Below are 16,635 nucleotides of genomic sequence, written 5' to 3' on the forward strand. Positions count from 1 at the left end.
CATCGCGAGAATGTGGAAACCCCTCGGGCGCTCCTCTGTCACAACTTGTGAGCTCCGGATGGATCGTGCCGGACGTTCACGGGGCAACCTGCTGACGGAACCTTCACTATCAGCCTCCCCCTTCGCCGCTGCATTGGTTGCAGCAACCGACACATACGGAATCTTAGAGATCACGTCGTCGCGTTTTCAGCGGCGACAAATTCAACCGCCACTTCGCAGCGAACGGAAAGCACGATGATGGAAGACCGCGCCAACGATCACTCGACCCGCGCCGCCTGTATACGGGCGAGTGGCGCATGAGCCTCGATACCCTGTCACGGGACAATGATCGCCAGCCTGAGCTGGTGGATGATCGGCACCTTCACGGTGCCTAATACCCCTGCCAACCTGGTGCGATGGCTGCGCGACCCGCAAACGATCGCACCCGGCTCGGCGATGCCCGACCTGGGAGTGGGTACCCAGGTGGCGCTGGATATGGCGGCTTATTTATACGGCTCAATCGCGCCGTCTGCAGCGTCCATAAAGGCGCGTTAAGGGTGTCGCGCTTAGACCGTGAACGATCACCGAGGCGCATATCAACAGACTACCGAGATGCCAGACCAATGGCTCGCCGCTGCGTTCGCTGGCCAGCAATGCGTAAAGCAGCGCAGCGATGCCGATCGGGCCGAACCAACCTGCGAATAGCAGGTCGCGACGCAACCGCAACGCCGGTAGCAGCGGTCGCAGCAACAACAGGGCCGGTAGCCGGCGCAGCAGTAGCACCGCCACCACCAGCGCGACAGCCGGCCAGCCCAGGGCCAGCCATTGGCCCCAAGGCAGCAAAACACCGAGCAGCATGAAGATCGGCAGGGTGAAAAATTGGTCCATCGCGGCTTGTACCCGCTCCTCTTCCGCCCGCTCCTTGCCGCCAACCATCCTGTCGAATGCCAGCCCGGCGACGAACACCGCTACTACGCCGTCGGTATGCAGCAGCTCCGCTCCGGCCAGTGCTAGCAGAGACAGCGCCACCGTGTAGCTCATGAACGAAGGCCGTTCTATGAAGTGCCTTCCCTCGGCCAGTCGCAGCAGCCGGCCGGCCAGCCAACCGAGCACCAGGCCGAACAGCACGGCACCGCCGATCTCCCAAAACACCACCATCACCAGCCACTGCCGGCCAGACTCGAGCGGAGGCAGGCCAAGCAACAGCAACGGCAACATTACCAGTGGCAGAGCCAACCCGTCGTTCAGACCCGACTCGGCAGAGATCAGGTGGCGAAGAGGTTCATCCAGATCACGCTCGGCTATCTCGCCAGTGACGATAGAGGTGGCCACTATGGGGTCGGTGGGACAGACCACAGCGCCGATCAGCAGCGCCAGCAAAGGCGAGAGATCGAACAGCCAATACGCCGGCAGCGCTGCACACAGGCACATAAGTGGCAGAACCAATCCCACCAGTACCAACAGCGAGCGCCAGTGCTTCGCTACATAACCGGCCGGCAGGCGCAGCGCCACGCTCATCAGACCTATCGCCAAACTCAACTGGGCCGCCTTTTCCAGCAACAACTGAGGGCGCCCCCAGCCATCCGGCTGTAACAGGCCGAGCAACTGCGGACCAAGCACTACGCCACCCAGCAGAGCGAGAAAGGGCGCCGCCAGGCCGTAACGCTTCAGCGGGCGCGACAGCAGCCCTAGCAGCAGGATGATGGCCGTCGCAGCCATGAGTCCCAGGTAGAGCTGTTGCATCGCTGCCTCCCTTTCGGCGCGAGGGCGCGGGTGCGCCGCAGACTCGCAGCAGAACCCGGACAGAAAAGCGATCTGCCTCTATCTTGAGTATGGTGTTGCATCCCCGCTCGGTTCGCCCGGCATCCGCGCAACCGTTCGCCTGACTGACCAAGCTGCTCCTCGATGTACTGCGGTGAACCCAGGCAGGCAAAAGTCCCTGCCTCTCGCTCATCCGCGAGGTTCAGACGTAGGAGATAACGTCGGCTATCCCACTCGCGGTATCAGGCAGCCATCTGGCTGCACTGCTCGGCACAGTGCATACAGGCCTTGGAGCATTGCTGGCAATGCTCAGCCTCGTGCTTGGCACATTCTTCCCCGCATTGCCTGCAAATGTCTGCACAGACCTTGCAAAGCGCATGCGCCGAGTCGCTGCCGCTAGCCATCAGCGATGCGGCGAGCCGACAGATCTCTGAGCATTCGCGGTCCAGACGTATGCAGCGCGCCATCATCTGCACCTGTGACTCCTCCAGACAGGCGCTGAAGCAGTAGTCGCAGGCTACTGCACAGTCCAGGCAGGCCTTGATGCAGGATTCGAAACGAGCGTTATGCATGATCGTTCTCCAATTAAAAACTGGCTGATACATTCGCGCAGCCAAGAGCGCTGGCGCGAGACGATGTCTGCAGTGGACTAAGGTCAACGGAATAGGGTTCAGGCAGTTTTCCCGGCAGCGCGTGCGGCATTCCAACGGCCAGCCACTGCCTGGAAAATCGAACTCATCAGAGATCGCCGGAACAGCGCCGCCATCCTGGGCTACCAAGAGGGAGACACCATCGACTGGCGGATTTCAGATCGAACCCGCCGGATCGAGATCAGAAAAGTGCTCTACCAGCCGGAGGCCGCGGGTGATTTCCATCTGTAACTGCGCCTTGAGCTCTGCCTTCAGGACTAGGGCCGTGACAACAGGAACGTCTGTTAAAGCGTTCAGCCGCTGGCCGGAGGCTTGCAATGTCAGCAGAAACCAAGCCCCTTCCATTGAACAAGTACGGAAGATAGCTAGCCAGCATCAGGCTCGATAGCAGCAAAAATCCCGGTGGCGGAAAAAGTGGCACGAAAATCTAAGGCACCACAAAACCACCAGACATAAAAAAATCCAGTCACTGCTAAGTGACTGGATTTTCTAGGGTTTTTTGGTCGGGACGGAGTGATTCGAACACTCTACCCCTTGCACCCCATACAGGTGATAATCCGTCCAAGCAGATTCAAGCAAATTCAAAGCACCCCCGCCAAACCCTTGATTTTACTAGCTTACAGCTAAGTTATCGTCCAAAATGGCCCTATTCGATTCGAAGAAAGCCGATCTCAATTGGCAACGAATTGGCAACCAGACAATCTCAATTGGCAACCAATTGGCAACGGGGAAGCTGACCATATGGCCAAGATTACAGACCGCCAGATGACTGGCAAACCAGGGGCAAGTGACAAATGGCTTAGCGAAGTTGCCATCTGGGGACATGGCAGCCTAGTTGCTCGGATCACGCCTAGCGGAGAGCGGCTGTTCTACTTTCGCTATACCAATAGCCGCAGCGAGCGCGTGACCTTCCCTATCGGTACATACAGCCGTGATGGCAACGAAGGCACGATGACGCTAGCCGAAGCCGGCCAACGAGCCAAAGAGCTTGCCGGGCTGCACAAGTCAGGTATCAAAGATGTAAAGGAGCACCTGGAAGCTGAGGAGGCTGCCCGAATCGCAGCTCGCGATGCCGAGCTTGCAAGAATCGCCGCTGAGAAAGCAGCCATCGAAGCAGCCCATGCTCGACTTGCTGCCAGGAAAACCGTCAATGACCTATTCGACCACTGGGCAAAGGTAGACCTGATCAACCTCAAGGATGGCGGCGATGAGGTTCGCCGGATGTTCAAAAAGGACGTCCTACCCTTCCTGGGTGACCTACCTCTCGACGAAGTAAAAAAAGGCCACATCACAGAAGTGACCGATGCGCTGCTTGCCCGCGGCGTTAACCGGATGGCCAAAATGATCTTCAGCCTGATGCGCCAAATGTTCAGATTCGCCGTGGATCGTGATTTGATTGAGCACGACCCAACAGCAAGCATCCGAAAAGCAAAGATTGGCGGCAAAGACACTGAGCGGGACAGAGTTCTTAGTGAGGATGAGATCCGAACCCTGGCCAAGCTAGCACCTGAGGCCGGCCTGCTTCCCTCAACCGAAGCAGCAATCTGGATAGCCCTATCGACCTGTTGTCGTATAGGGGAACTGATGAACGCGCGCTGGGAGAATGTCGACCTGAAAGCAGGCACCTGGCTCATACCCAGCGAGGACAGCAAAAATGGTAAGGCGCACACCGTTACCTTATCCGCATTTGCCATCGATCAGTTCGAACGCGTCAAAACCATCAGCAGACAAAGCGAATGGTGCTACCCCAACACCAAAGACACTGGACCGGTCTGCTCCAAAACTGTAACCAAGCAGCTAGGTGACAGGCAGCGCAAACCAGACCAGGGCACCATGAGCAACCGCAGCGCGAAAGCTCAAGCCCTCCTGTTAAAGGGTGGGAAGTGGACACCACATGACCTTAGGCGAACCGGCGCTACTATAATGACGGCACTTGGCGTTCTACCCGAGGTAGCTGAGCGCTGCCTGAATCACACTGAAGAAAACAAAATTAAACGCACCTACCAGCGCCATAGCTACAACAAGGAAATGGCAGATGCATGGCGAAAACTTGGAGATCATTTAAGACACCTGCTTCGTATTGAGAAGAGTATCCGAGTCAAGAACGCCCCGAAAAGAAGCGGTTTTTTGTGAGCGTCACAAAAGTAAAAACACAAACCAATGAGCCATTTAGTAAAAACTGAATAGCCATCAATCACCGTCAGCAATATTGAATCTCTCCTTTATCCAATCGTTAACACTTTCTTCAAGCCACCCTACTGCTGAAAGCCCTATCTTCACAGGCTTCGGGAAATTTGGATCATAACGGGGAGACTTTAGATTAATTCGATCATATATCGTAGATCGCGAAAGCCCTGTTCGCTCCTGCACTTGCCTCAGACGTAAAATCCTCATCATCACTCCATCCACGCCAAGCCCCAACTCGCTCGGGGGCAATGGCCATAGAATGAAGTTTTAGTTTTTCTTGACCAATGCTTATGCTTGAGCCTTGCAAATATCACAAGCAGAGATATTGCAGCACAGCATAAAATGCCTTATCTTAAAAGGCGACAGACCTTAAATTTTTTCTAGAGCCAAACATGTCAAGCACCCAACCCAAGTCGGCTTTACAGAACATCCTAACGAAGGCACACGGCTATATTCAGCAAGCTTTCGAGCTGAAGGGAATTGGCTACGAAAAAAGAGATGAAGAACTCACCTCTATTAGAAATGAGATTGAATTCACAAGCTCCAACATCGACCTATCTATTGAACCAAGCTTTGTAATAAGCCAAGACAAGAAAACAATAGATTCGCAAATACTCGAAAATTATAGGCAATGCCTTTTATACGCACTCCACACAGAAAGAATAAATAGCCGTGAACTCGCCCCAATGATTGCCATTGGGCAGAACCACTTCACCGACCCGATCTTAGCAAGAATGATAGCAGCCCTGATAAATGCCAGGGCTCATTTAACCGCTTTAGAAATATTAATAAATATCAAAAACAAACACTACGACGGACGCGCCTCTAAAGCAGCACACGCCAAACACCTGAAGCCATCCAAAAAAGAAGACACCCCAATAATCAAGGCTCTCGTCAAATATATCCACTACAAAAACCTTGACTTAAGCAAAGCAAAAACCAAAGAAAGAATTGATTACATATCAAAAATCATAATAAACATAAATAAAGAATATAAGATACTAGACATCAGTGATATTGGAGAACTGAAGACTGATATACTTGAAGCCTCCCTTGAGATTACCGACAAATTCAAAGGGCCTAGAGCACGAATCACCGATAGACTAGCTTGGATTAGAAGCCAACAACCCAATACAAGCGCTGACAATGAAAACAGCATGCTCAACGAGACAACGCTCACACTTAACTTTAACGAAGGCATGAAAACCGCACTTCTTTATATGCTAGTCGAAAAGTTTAGTGATATGCCAACAGTGACAATCAAAAAGATAAAATCAATCAAAACAAAGGAGCAGATTGAGAGAGGCCTAGCACTTCTCTCAAGAGGCGCGAGCTTAAGTGAAATATCTGCTGCCATGGATACATAAAAAGAATCGCCCGCTTTCACGGGTGATTCTTTTATACGCACTGGCACCCACTACTTCTGCCACGTGGAATATGGTGAAAATCGCATATCTCCATTATTAATCACTACAGGCGGTATAGTGCCAACAATATTCAAGCTGATCTTTTTAGTTTTCCCATCCATATAAACTCTTGCCAATCCATTACAAACAAGATGATCAACAGCCTCTTTCAAGCGTGCTTTATCTCGCAAAGACGCAGGCCCACACTGACGAACAACGTTATAAGACAAGTCTTGACAACCGCTCCTTAAGCGCTCAAGAAGCCACGGATATAGAATCTGGGCATCCTGATAAAACCTTGGCGCCGGCATGAAAATTTTATTAAAGCTCATTGAGTAGTAACAGCACAGCTCGACCGCAGCGATCAAAGTTGATACTGTTATCTTAGCCTTCATCTCAAATATCTGAATTAATGCAGCTATCCGTGCAATATTTTCACCTAATTTAGAAGCGTGATCCTTCACATGCTCAAACCTACCACCCGGCATCATCTCCACTTCAATGTCATTGACTATATCAATCCAGTAAGATGCTGCGTCATGCTCAAACTCGATAGGTTGCCTAAAAACTTGTCCTTTCCTTAAAGACAAATTAAGCCTCGCCAGCTTATCTATACGCTGCTCTACCGCCGCCCACAACTTGCTGTCTTGCTTCTCGCCAAGAGTTCGTATGCGAACTTCTGCCCGCTTATCTGGAGCACAAACTATGAAACGAGCCAGCATACCCGAATCTCTGGCTAGGGCTCCTTTCTTCTCAAGAAAGTCATTAACTACAGCGGGCTGAGCCATCAGCATTAACATAAGCCGAACATCTTCAAGTACGATATCATCCTTGTTTGCTCGCATCACAATAGTGTCCCGGCCATCCCAAAGAGTATTCAGGTGCCCTCTCGCCCCACTCATTGCACTTTTGAAAAAAACCTCAGCTTCATCTGTGGCCAAAGCAGCACTTGGAATTGATCTCTGCAAACTTGCAAATAAACCTTCTGGGGTAACATCTTTGTAAAGCAGTTGAAAACTACGCAAAGCAGTGACAGCATCCTCCTCATCATCAGCAAGTAACACAGACTTCTTTCTCTCCTCACGCTGCAGTCTTTGAATTGGCATCATCACTTTTTCATAAATGACCGACTTGCCATATCCAGACTCAACCACGATTAGCGCATTGATTGAAACCGGCCTTATCACATCGTACGGTAGCTTTACATCGAATCGCCCCTGCGCGACCGCCGAAATGCCTCCCAGCAGGGTGAGTGCAACCACTTCAGGATGAACCTTGCTGTTATACGCCAACTCCTCTGAAGCGGACCAAAGCAGCGTGTGCTCAAGCGCTTTAACATTAATAGAGCCAGGTGGTGGTAGTTTTTTACGTGACGTGTACATAAGCGCTCCTTAAGTGCTCGATGGGTCATAGGCTCTGTGCCTATGACCCGCGCACCCTAACGAGTTAGCTACTCACCCAATACAGCCTTGCTTAGCCATACTCACAAACTCAAGCAGAAGCATTGACACGACTCAAAATAGATGATCTAGAAGCCTTTTAAAAAGCCGAGATTTTTATCCTTTCACTGCTATTTCAGATATTTCAGCTACGAATATCAAAAATATCGCCCCTTTCTCCGCGCATCTCGGCAATATATTCGATAAAGATATTAAATAACCAAAGTTCAGACCTAAATAATCTAATTGAAGACGGGTGCGTATTGCCCTCTTAACCCCTTCCCTTATCAGGAGCCTGAACGATGTCGATCAACTGCCCTTTCTGTAATTCTGAACGCGTCAGAGCACGTAACCATGGACGCAAGGTCGGCGGTGCTGCTGGCGCTGTCGGTGGCGCTGCAACCGGAGCGGCGAGCGCTTTGGCCGGCGCACAAAGCGGCGCGGCCCTTGGTGCGGTCGCAGGCCCTATCGGTGCTGCCTTGGGTGGCCTGGCAGGCGCCATCCTCGGCGGCTTGGCGGGTGGTGCCGTTGGCAGCCTGGCTGGCGCGCGCATGGGTGAAGAAATCGATGCCCGCGTACTCGATAACTTTGAGTGCCATGCCTGCGGTCATGTTTTTTCCCTCAACGACCAGTAATTCCCTCCCGGTTTCCAGGCGCGTCATGCGCCTTCTTTCATTCCCTCTACTCAATGACTCGGCACTCAGCTGCCGGGCGATAGCCAGTTCCTCTGGCAAGGAGATCGTTATGGCTCATCAAATCGAGCAAATGGCCTATGTCGGCACCACGCCTTGGCATGGCCTGGGTAATCAGCTCACGCAAAAGCAGCCCCTTGAAGTCTGGCAACGCGAAGCCGGTATGGACTGGCAGATTATGGAGAGCCCGGTGCACTTCAAATCAGACGCCATTGGCCACCTCGGTACGATCCACTCGTTTCCCGAACAGAAGGTGCTCTTTCGTTCGGATACCAAGGCCCCGCTGTCTGTGGTCTCCAACCGCTACCACACGGTTCAGCCCCGTGATGTTCTGGAGTTCTACCGGGATCTCACCGAGGTTTCCGGCTACGAGCTGGAAACTGCTGGCGTGCTCAAGGGCGGGCGCAAGTTCTGGGCACTGGCGCGTACCGGACAGGGCGCAGCCCTCAAGGGTAATGACCAGGTGAATGGTTACCTGCTGCTGGCCACTTCTTGTGACGGCACCCTGGCCACTACAGCAACCCCCACTACCGTTCGCGTGGTGTGCAATAACACTCTGACCATTGCCCTGGACGGCACCAGTCGCGCGATCAAGGTGCCGCACAACACCCGCTTTGATCCAAACACGGTGAAAAAGCAGCTCGGTATCGCCGTCTCGCAATGGGATGACTTTATGTACCGCATGCGAGCGCTGGCTGAGCGCAAGGTGCAATGGCATGAAGCATTGGGCTTTTTCATGAACGTGATGTGCGAGACCAGCCCGACTGCTCAGCTACCCGAACAGCTGCCCAATGAGCGCGCCCTGCGCAAGGTTCAGGAGCTGTATGAAGGCCGTGGCCGAGGCAGTCAGCTGGACTCGGCACGCGGCACCGCCTGGGGCCTGCTCAATGCGGTGACCGAGTACGTCGACCACGAACGCCGTGCACGCAGCAACGAGTACCGCATGGACTCGGCCTGGTTCGGCCAAGGCGCGCAGATCAAGCAGCGCGCCCTGGACGCTGCGCTGCAACTCGCCGCTTAAGCTTCCATTACATCAACCCTCGCGCCCGGTCAGCCCTGTGCTGGCCGGGCGTTTTTATGTCTGCAGGTGAGCAACATGAAAGCAACGTCACTGAACAGCAGCACCCGCAAGAAACGCCCTGCCCTGCGCCTGGTCAGCACAAAGGAGCTGCCGCGCGAGGACTGGCTGCAAATCCGCAAGCAAGGTATCGGTAGTTCGGATGCAGCGGCAGCAGTCGGCCTCAATCCCTACAAATCGCAGCTGGAACTGTGGCTGGAGAAAACCGGCCGCGACACCAAACTGCCGAAGACCGATCCGCATGATGAGGAAAGCCCAGCCTACTGGGGCAACGTACTCGAGCCTATCGTGGCCTGGCACTACAGCAAGCGCACAAAGAACCGCGTGCGGCGCATCAACGCCGTGCTCCAGCATCCGGATCCGGAAATGTCCTGGATGTTGGCCAACATCGACCGTGAGGTGATCGGCGCTGACGATGTGCAGATTCTCGAATGCAAGACTGCCGGCATAAACGGGGCACGCCTCTGGAAAGAGGGCGCGCCCGAGTATGTGCAACTGCAGGTCATGCACCAGCTCGCCGTCACCGGCAAGCAGGCGGCTGATGTGGCTGTACTGCTCGGCGGTCAGGCGCTGGAGATTCACCGAATCGAGCGGGACGAGCAGATGATCGCGCGGCTCATCGAGCTGGAGCGCAGGTTCTGGCAGTACGTGGAAACGGACACACCGCCACCGGCCGATGGCTCGGCATCCGCTGAAATGGCCCTGCGCTGCCTCTATCCGGAAGACAACGGCCAGGTCATCGACTTCAGCAGCCATGCCGGACTGACCGCAGCCTTCATCGAGCTGAAAGCCGTTCGCCAGTCGATTGCAGACAAGGAGAAGCGAGAAGCCGAGCTCAAGCAGATGTTGCAGCAAGCCATGGGTGACGCCAGCCGGGCTGAGTTCGCCAGCGGTTACGTCAGTTGGCGCAAGGCCAAAGACAGCATTGGCTTGGACGTCACTCAGCTACTCAAGGACAAACCTTACTTGCAGGCCAAGTACCCGCTACTGAAGCCCGGCGCTCGGCGCTTCTTGGTCGGCTGAATCCGAGTATTCCCACCCGTTCCCTCCCCCTTGGCCAGTCCATGCAGTTCGCGCTGCATGGACTGGCCTTTTTTCGTTTCCAGGAGAACACCCATGTTGAAAGGTCTGGCTCTAACGCCCCCAGTGATTGGGCGCATCTCAATCGGCAAAGTCGTCGAGAGAAACGGCAAACGTCTGCCAGAGAAAGACGATCAGTTCACCATCACCTCCCAGGTGCAAGGCAAGGATGGCTGGTTACTGCATCCACTCAACGACCAGCTACGCCAGGTCAAAGAGGACAAGCTGCGCAGCATCCCTATCCGACTGATGTTCAACGAACCCGAGCTCAACTTCCGGGCCGACTACACCCTGTTCGATCGGCAAACCGGGCGCCCGGTTTGTGTGGGCAATGGGGAAACCTGCAAGCGCATTGGTCAGGATGGAATCCAGACACTGCCATGCCCCTCACCCGATGCCTGCCCACTGGCCAAAGGGGGCGCCTGCAAGCCGTATGGCCGACTGAACGTGGTTATCGGCGATGAGGATCCGCTTGGCAGCTTTGTGTTCCGCACCACTGGTTTCAACAGCATCCGTACCCTCGCAGCACGCCTGAAATACTTTCAGGCGATCTCAGGCAATCGCCTGGCCTGCCTGGCATTGGAGCTGCGCCTGCGCGGCAAATCCACCCGGCAAAGTCATGGCACGCCCATTTTCTACGTAGACATCACGCTGCGCGGCGGCATGAGCGTGGAGGAGAACCTGCTGGCCGCCAAGCAATTGGATGAGGCTCGCCAAGCGGCCGGCTTTGACCAGCGCGCGCTCGATAGCGCCGCGCAGCAAGGGCTGGGCAATGGCGCCTTCGAAGATAACGAGGAGGACAGCGGCGCGATTGTCGATGAGTTCTTCCCGCTCACCGAGCCAGCGCCCACCGCCAGCGAGCCTTCACCCCCACAACGCACAGCCCTGGCCGCCAAGCTGGAATCGCTCAGCAGCGAAGCGAGGCCCTAAGTCTCAGGAGAATCATCATGGAAACACGATGCCTGATTTGCGAGTCGACGCTCGTGATCACCAAGGCGCAGGCGCAAGCCGTCTCTCTACTGCTGGGAACGCTAGGCGGCTTCTTGGACGGCTGTTCGGAGATACGCGTGCAGAGCAATGCGCACCAAAACCGCTGTATCGGCGACACGTTTCAGATGGGACTCGAACGCCTTACACGCACCGTAGAAAGCGCAACCTCTGGATGCGCCCAGGGCTGGGAATTTGCCCAGGACGTTCAGCGTTATCACTTCGGGGAATTCGAGTGCCTTTGCCTGCGCTGTGGTGCACGTTTCGACCAGCAGCCTAGCGGCACCCTTACGCCTCAGCCAGGCGATCCGCCAACTGCTCGACCAGCCCCAGGATCAACTGGCGATCCTCCGGTGAGACCGTAGCCAGCATACGACTGATCCGTTGCGCCTGATCGTCGGCTCGCGGGCTTGCTTCTGTCAGCAGGTCCGCGGCCTCGCACTCGAAGATGGCGGCGAATTCCAGCAACCGAGAAATGTTGGGGATGACGATACCCCGCTCAATGCGGGAAATCGCCTCGCTGCCGATGCCGAGCCGCTCCGCCACATGCTCTTGCGTCATACCGGCGCGGACACGCTGCTTGGCAATCGCTCGACCTACAGCTTCGGCCAGGTGCTTCTGATCATTCTCGGACATGTTGCCTCCCATCTCGACCTGGATGGTTGGCTAACCACTTATTGACATGAAGGACTCAAAAAGTTGAATCTCAACTTTTAAAGTCCATAGACAACCTAAAAACTCAGGAATCCCCCTGCAGGATGCAGCCCGCTTCAAACCCCTCCCTTTCATTTTCAAACCATTCGAGGATCAAATGAACCTGCGAACGATCATTCTCGCGCCGCTTCTGCCCCTGGCGCTGGCCGGCTGCAACGAAGCCATCGATACCGTCAAGAACGGTCGAATGAAAATCAACGAGCAATACACCGTCGACCAGGCGTTCAGCAATCGAAGCATTTGCGACAGCGTCGAGTGGGACGTCATCACCGATGACAGAAACAGAGAGCTTGTTCAGTACAAGTGCCATATCACCGGCATCGAGCCGTACTACGCACAGGAAAAGCATCGCATACGGGAGAACTTGCTCAGCGGCTTCGACTTGGAAAAGCGGGCTGCCCAAGTCCATCTAGAACCGGCACGCATGGAGGTGGAAGCCGCCGAGAACGCGCTGAATAAACCGCGGCCCGCCAACACTGCAACCTTGGACAGCGACCGGCTCACCGACCTGCTGGCCCGAGAGGATCTGCTCTCCGAAAACGTACCCTCTCGCTCGCTTCAGAACTATTCCGGCAGCCCAGAGGTTGCGTCAGCTGCACAACGTTACTTCTTGAGCTACACGCGAGACACAACCTCTCCTCAGTTCGCTGCGCACAAGCAGAACGAACAGGAGCTGCTTCGGGCCATGGCGGCTGAACGCGAAAAGGTTCAAGCCCAGATTGCTGAGGAGCGGGCTCGCCTGAGCGAAGTCCAGAATGCTCGCGGGCAAGAATCGGTGGCTCACTCTCAGCAGCGCCTGAATCGGGCAACGGAGCTTTATGAAAACTTGCAGAACTCCGTTGCTGCCAAGCTTGAGGAGCTGGATGCCCAGCACGCCGCCAAGCTGGAGCAATTTGACAATGCCGCCACCATAGAATCAGTTGCCGAAATCTTTGAGTGGGTCGTCAAGGATGACGAAATCGAACTCGTCTGGTCGGGGCTGGAAGGCACTTACAGCGACGGACAGATCAAGAGGTTTGGTCACATCAATCGGCTCGGTAGCCTGCAGGACGTCTACAGCAATAACGTGAAGACCTATTTCGACCTACGCCAAAAAGCGCCGCTGCTGTAGGTGCCACATGAAGCGACTAGTAGCACTTGTTCCGATATTACTGCTGGCGACCTCGATCAACGTCCAGGCCAATGCCTATTGTGATTCCAGGCGATCTGCCCAAGAGGTTGAGACCTGCTATCGACAATCCCTGACGGCGCTCAAACGAGCTGTCGACAAGGGCTTCAATAAAATCATGAACAGTCCTAACTACAGCGAAGCAACCAAGCAGCGTGTTCAGGAGGAGCAACGCGTTTGGGAGCAGAGCGTCCAGACCAACTGCCAGAACTACGCTTGCGTTGAATATCAGTTCCAGGGCCGGCTGCTTCAGCTGGGTCGAATGAAAGCAGATCCGCCCCCCTCCGCAATGGATGCCGAAGCGTGCCTGGATGCCTGGATCGCTGCCTACCGCCAAGATGAAGGAGATGAGGTCGCGATCACTCACGACCAGATCACCGAATGGCAGCAATGGTGTAGCGAAGGCCGCCTGCCCTGATGCCCCACTGACACAGCTGACCTGAAATACGGGCTCAGCTGATCCCCCCCTCAAACCGCCAGATCACTCGATGGTCCGGCGGTTTTTTTATGCACCTACAAACACAGCCGTATGGAGGTCCTATGACTGCCAAATTCAAGGCCGGCGAGTCCGCTGGCACCTATATCGCCGATGCACCGGTGACCGAAGCCGATATCGTGGAAATGGCTCAACACCTGGCCAACAAGCGGCTGCGTAAAGGCCAGGCCTTGCATCAACCCAAGGAGGTCTTTAGCTACCTGCAGCTCCTGCTGCAGGACTATGAACATGAGGTATTTGCACTGCTACTGCTGGACAGCAAACACCGTGTCATTCGATTTGAGGAGCTGTTTCGCGGCACCCTGGACAGTGCCAGCGTCTATCCCCGCGAAGTCGTCAAAGTAGCGCTGGAACACAATGCAGCAGCAATAGTGCTGGTGCATAACCACCCTTCCGGTGATCCGGAGCCAAGCCATGCAGACCGTGTCCTGACCAGCAGGCTCAAGCAGGCACTCGAGATGGTGGGCGTACGCACGCTCGACCACATCATCGTGGGAGCTGAAGGCTGCGTATCGCTCGCCGAACTCAATCAAATATAAGTCCGCACCTCAACCACATATAAAAACGGGAGGCAACAGCCTCCTGCATTTATTTTTTTGTAAAAACAACAAGCCCATCACTATCTATTGGTGATATTTATCAAGACTAAATAACAAACAAAAGAAAACATAAAAGCCACCAATAGCAAGACCCCCAACTAGAAAACAATCACACCAAGTGCTCGGTAAATAGTTTTATGTTTCAAATACCCATACACAATAACCACAAATACAGAATGATCAGCAGATGAAAAGACATAAGACAAACACCAACTTATCACTCCACTACAACGACACTTACCAAGGCTTACCAGTTATGGTAAGCAAAGGCCCCTTCGTAGCTAATCATCTCTTTGAACTACAACACCTCATGGTAAGCGCTCTAGCCCGTCACCACAGGATTTACGCTATACGCTTTGATTTGCGCTTACCCGAAGACAAGTCAACACACCCCATTGATGCGTTGACGAATAACGTAATTCAACGATTCTACGCCTCTTACAAAAAGAAGATACAGATTGATCGCAAACGAGCTAAATCCGTTAACAATCGAGCTCATGGCAGCACCGTTCTATATGCATGGGCAAGAGAAATTGCAAGCCGAGATCAGCAACACTATCACGGAATAGTTTTCCTCAACCATGATGCTTACAATAGCCTTGGAACCTTCGAGCTAGGTAGAAGAAACAACTACAACCGCCTTGTGGAATCTTGGGCCAGCGCACTCAAGATACCCGTTGAAAAAGCTGCTGGCTTGGTGCACATTCCTGAAAGCGCAACCTATCGGATAGACATTGATGACAGAGAAAGCCAGAAGAGCTTCTTCAGGAGAGCCAGTTATATTTGCAAAGCAGCGACCAAGCAGTACGGTAATGGGCAGCATGGATTTGGTTGCAGTCGATGTTGAGCAGGTGGGTAACTTCTGTATTCACCCACCCACTGTAACCCTACAGGTGAGCGCTACCCACAAAACAACTTAGGCCATGTTACGTTCGTCAATCTTCGATTTAATCCAAGCGTTCACCTCACTTTCAATCCAACCAACACTCCGCCCTGTAAGCGGCACGGGTCGCGGAAACTCACCTTCACCGATTAGCTTATAGATCGTTGATCTAGCAAGCCCTGTAACCTGGACGACCGCATCCAACCGCAACACTTTCATGACAAGTCACACTCCAATTGATTAAATTCAGCGCTGGATTGGACGGGCCTCGCCGCAACCAGACACAAATCAATTAACAATCAGAAAAGCTTCAGCAAAGGACATGCACGAAACCAAGATCCCCTTCGGAGAACGTGACGGCACCCTCTTTCGCGCCTACGAGGTCGAAAACGGACTGCGTTGCGGATGCGTCTGCCCCGGATGTCAGCAACCGTTGAATGCAGCTAACAATGGCGAGAAGGTCGTACCACACTTCCGCCATGCGAAATCGAATGACTGCTTTGATGGCTTTCGCGAAGGCGTCAGACGTGCTGCGGTCGCGCTAATCGCTCAGCACAAACATCTCATGCTCCCAGCGCTGATAGAAACAGTCAGAGTGGCTACACAAGATAGCCGGCTGCTGGAGGAAAAGGTCGAGCTGCAGCCCGTGGCCACCACTGCAGATAGAGTTGAGCGGTTCGTCGACCTGGACGGCATGAGAGGTCATGCCGTCCTGCATCAATCCGATAGGCAACTGATCATCCGGATCAAGCTCTCCTCACGGATGGAGCATGAGCGTTATCGCCTGCTCAAAGGCCTTGAGCACTCCAGCATGGAGATCGATCTCAATCACCTCACACTGGAGCAAATCAATGATCCGGCCAGCTTCGAGCACGCTGTTCTACACGACCCAGCAAACCGAAACTGGATCCGATCTATACGGGGAGAAAGGCTCGCGGCAATCGCGCAGCAAAAGCTTCAGTCACTTGCGGTCGAACTGAATGCTCGGTCGCAACTCGAACAGGCCGAGCGCGTGGCTGCTGAGAAAGCCCGACAAATTGAGCTCGACAAAGAGAAAGCCGAATTGCAGCTTAGCCTCGAAGCCCATAGAGCCAGACAGCGTCAAATCGCGACCGCTCAACCGGCCACAGAGCAGGACAATACCGTGCAGGGCAGAGCCGAGCTGATCGCTGAAACCATGCTGAAGGCCTTACAGGCCTGGGGAGGGAGAGCCGTTGAATGCACGGCCTGCCACTTACTCAGCCCGCCGGAGTCCCAGTTCTGTCTTTACTGCGACGCGTCTGCCAGCACGGTAAACCCCGTGACGTTATCGCCGGACATACCCTTGACCATACACAAGCGCATGCGTTGCTCAGCGAAGCCCACCATGTCGATGAAATCAGTGCCTCGCCTACTCCTAAGGCCCGACTTGAAGGCCAGCGCAGGCGTCCTAATCACACCCGCCCTACAGAAAGATGCCACGCAATAGCCGCTGACCACATGCTGGCGCGCTGCTATGCAGACGCTGCGCCACGCA

The 16,635-nt window shown here is 54.3% G+C and carries 17 protein-coding genes and 1 pseudogene; 11 read left to right on the forward strand and 7 right to left on the reverse strand.

Going from position 1 to position 16,635, the window contains the following annotated elements:
- Positions 1-495: 495 nt before the first annotated feature.
- Positions 496-1,722, reverse strand: a complete 1,227-nt coding sequence (locus BLS61_RS10325; protein WP_090430506.1) for a cation:proton antiporter domain-containing protein — start codon at positions 1,720-1,722, stop codon at positions 496-498.
- Between the two features lie 260 nt (positions 1,723-1,982).
- Complete coding sequence (locus BLS61_RS10330) at positions 1,983-2,312, reverse strand: four-helix bundle copper-binding protein (RefSeq protein WP_090430507.1); 330 nt, start codon at positions 2,310-2,312, stop codon at positions 1,983-1,985.
- A gap of 186 nt (positions 2,313-2,498) precedes the next feature.
- Here BLS61_RS10330 and BLS61_RS23840 point away from each other — a divergent pair.
- A pseudogene (locus BLS61_RS23840) lies at positions 2,499-2,621 on the forward strand (GNAT family N-acetyltransferase); the annotation flags it as partial.
- A gap of 510 nt (positions 2,622-3,131) precedes the next feature.
- A complete protein-coding gene (locus BLS61_RS10340; RefSeq protein WP_090430511.1) occupies positions 3,132-4,523 on the forward strand; it encodes a site-specific integrase in 1,392 nt (463 codons plus the stop codon).
- Between the two features lie 57 nt (positions 4,524-4,580).
- Here BLS61_RS10340 and BLS61_RS10345 read toward each other — a convergent pair whose 3' ends face one another.
- Entirely contained in the window at positions 4,581-4,787 is a 207-nt protein-coding gene (locus tag BLS61_RS10345) for an AlpA family phage regulatory protein (RefSeq protein WP_090430513.1), read from the reverse strand.
- A gap of 182 nt (positions 4,788-4,969) precedes the next feature.
- Between BLS61_RS10345 and BLS61_RS10350 the strand changes: the two genes are divergently transcribed.
- The gene (locus BLS61_RS10350; RefSeq protein WP_090430515.1) at positions 4,970-5,944 is read left to right on the forward strand and encodes a hypothetical protein; all 975 of its coding nucleotides are present in this window, start codon (positions 4,970-4,972) and stop codon (positions 5,942-5,944) included.
- A 50-nt stretch (positions 5,945-5,994) separates the two neighbouring features.
- Here BLS61_RS10350 and BLS61_RS10355 read toward each other — a convergent pair whose 3' ends face one another.
- Positions 5,995-7,365, reverse strand: a complete 1,371-nt coding sequence (locus BLS61_RS10355) for a YfjI family protein (RefSeq protein WP_090430517.1) — start codon at positions 7,363-7,365, stop codon at positions 5,995-5,997.
- A gap of 344 nt (positions 7,366-7,709) precedes the next feature.
- Positions 7,710-8,084: a hypothetical protein gene (locus tag BLS61_RS24050; RefSeq protein ID WP_167358712.1), complete on the reverse strand. Its 375-nt coding sequence runs from the start codon at positions 8,082-8,084 to the stop codon at positions 7,710-7,712.
- 82 nt (positions 8,085-8,166) lie between these two features.
- On the opposite strand from BLS61_RS24050, the gene BLS61_RS10365 reads away from it, so the two are divergent.
- From BLS61_RS10365 to BLS61_RS10375, 3 genes are all read left to right on the forward strand, one after another.
- The gene (locus tag BLS61_RS10365; RefSeq protein ID WP_090430521.1) at positions 8,167-9,135 is read left to right on the forward strand and encodes a DUF932 domain-containing protein; all 969 of its coding nucleotides are present in this window, start codon (positions 8,167-8,169) and stop codon (positions 9,133-9,135) included.
- Positions 9,136-9,210: 75 nt separating this feature from the next.
- The gene (locus BLS61_RS10370) at positions 9,211-10,215 is read left to right on the forward strand and encodes a YqaJ viral recombinase family nuclease (RefSeq protein WP_090430523.1); all 1,005 of its coding nucleotides are present in this window, start codon (positions 9,211-9,213) and stop codon (positions 10,213-10,215) included.
- A gap of 93 nt (positions 10,216-10,308) precedes the next feature.
- Entirely contained in the window at positions 10,309-11,202 is an 894-nt protein-coding gene (locus BLS61_RS10375; protein ID WP_090430525.1) for a recombination directionality factor, read from the forward strand.
- A 345-nt stretch (positions 11,203-11,547) separates the two neighbouring features.
- Here the strand turns inward: BLS61_RS10375 and BLS61_RS10380 are convergent, their stop codons facing one another.
- On the reverse strand, positions 11,548-11,895 hold the full coding sequence (locus BLS61_RS10380) for a helix-turn-helix domain-containing protein (protein ID WP_090430527.1): 348 nt from the start codon (positions 11,893-11,895) through the stop codon (positions 11,548-11,550).
- 175 nt (positions 11,896-12,070) lie between these two features.
- Here BLS61_RS10380 and BLS61_RS10385 point away from each other — a divergent pair, with 175 nt between their 5' ends.
- The 4 genes from BLS61_RS10385 (at position 12,071) to BLS61_RS10400 (ending at position 15,083) form a co-directional block, all read left to right on the forward strand.
- On the forward strand, positions 12,071-13,084 hold the full coding sequence (locus BLS61_RS10385) for a GumC domain-containing protein (protein WP_090430529.1): 1,014 nt from the start codon (positions 12,071-12,073) through the stop codon (positions 13,082-13,084).
- 7 nt (positions 13,085-13,091) lie between these two features.
- Entirely contained in the window at positions 13,092-13,559 is a 468-nt protein-coding gene (locus BLS61_RS10390) for a hypothetical protein (RefSeq protein ID WP_090430531.1), read from the forward strand.
- Positions 13,560-13,681: 122 nt separating this feature from the next.
- Entirely contained in the window at positions 13,682-14,176 is a 495-nt protein-coding gene (gene radC / locus BLS61_RS10395) for a RadC family protein (protein ID WP_090430533.1), read from the forward strand.
- 247 nt (positions 14,177-14,423) lie between these two features.
- Complete coding sequence (locus tag BLS61_RS10400; protein WP_090430535.1) at positions 14,424-15,083, forward strand: inovirus Gp2 family protein; 660 nt, start codon at positions 14,424-14,426, stop codon at positions 15,081-15,083.
- Positions 15,084-15,152: 69 nt separating this feature from the next.
- Here the strand turns inward: BLS61_RS10400 and BLS61_RS10405 are convergent, their stop codons facing one another.
- Positions 15,153-15,338 carry an AlpA family transcriptional regulator gene (locus tag BLS61_RS10405; protein ID WP_090430537.1) on the reverse strand — a complete coding sequence of 62 codons (186 nt, stop codon included), beginning with the start codon at positions 15,336-15,338 and terminating at the stop codon, positions 15,153-15,155.
- A 103-nt stretch (positions 15,339-15,441) separates the two neighbouring features.
- On the opposite strand from BLS61_RS10405, the gene BLS61_RS23645 reads away from it, so the two are divergent.
- A complete protein-coding gene (locus tag BLS61_RS23645; protein WP_167358713.1) occupies positions 15,442-16,587 on the forward strand; it encodes a competence protein CoiA family protein in 1,146 nt (381 codons plus the stop codon).
- Positions 16,588-16,635 lie beyond the last annotated feature (48 nt).

It is taken from the genome of Ectopseudomonas guguanensis, assembly GCF_900104265.1.
GTDB classification, from domain to species: Bacteria; Pseudomonadota; Gammaproteobacteria; order Pseudomonadales; family Pseudomonadaceae; genus Aquipseudomonas; species Aquipseudomonas guguanensis.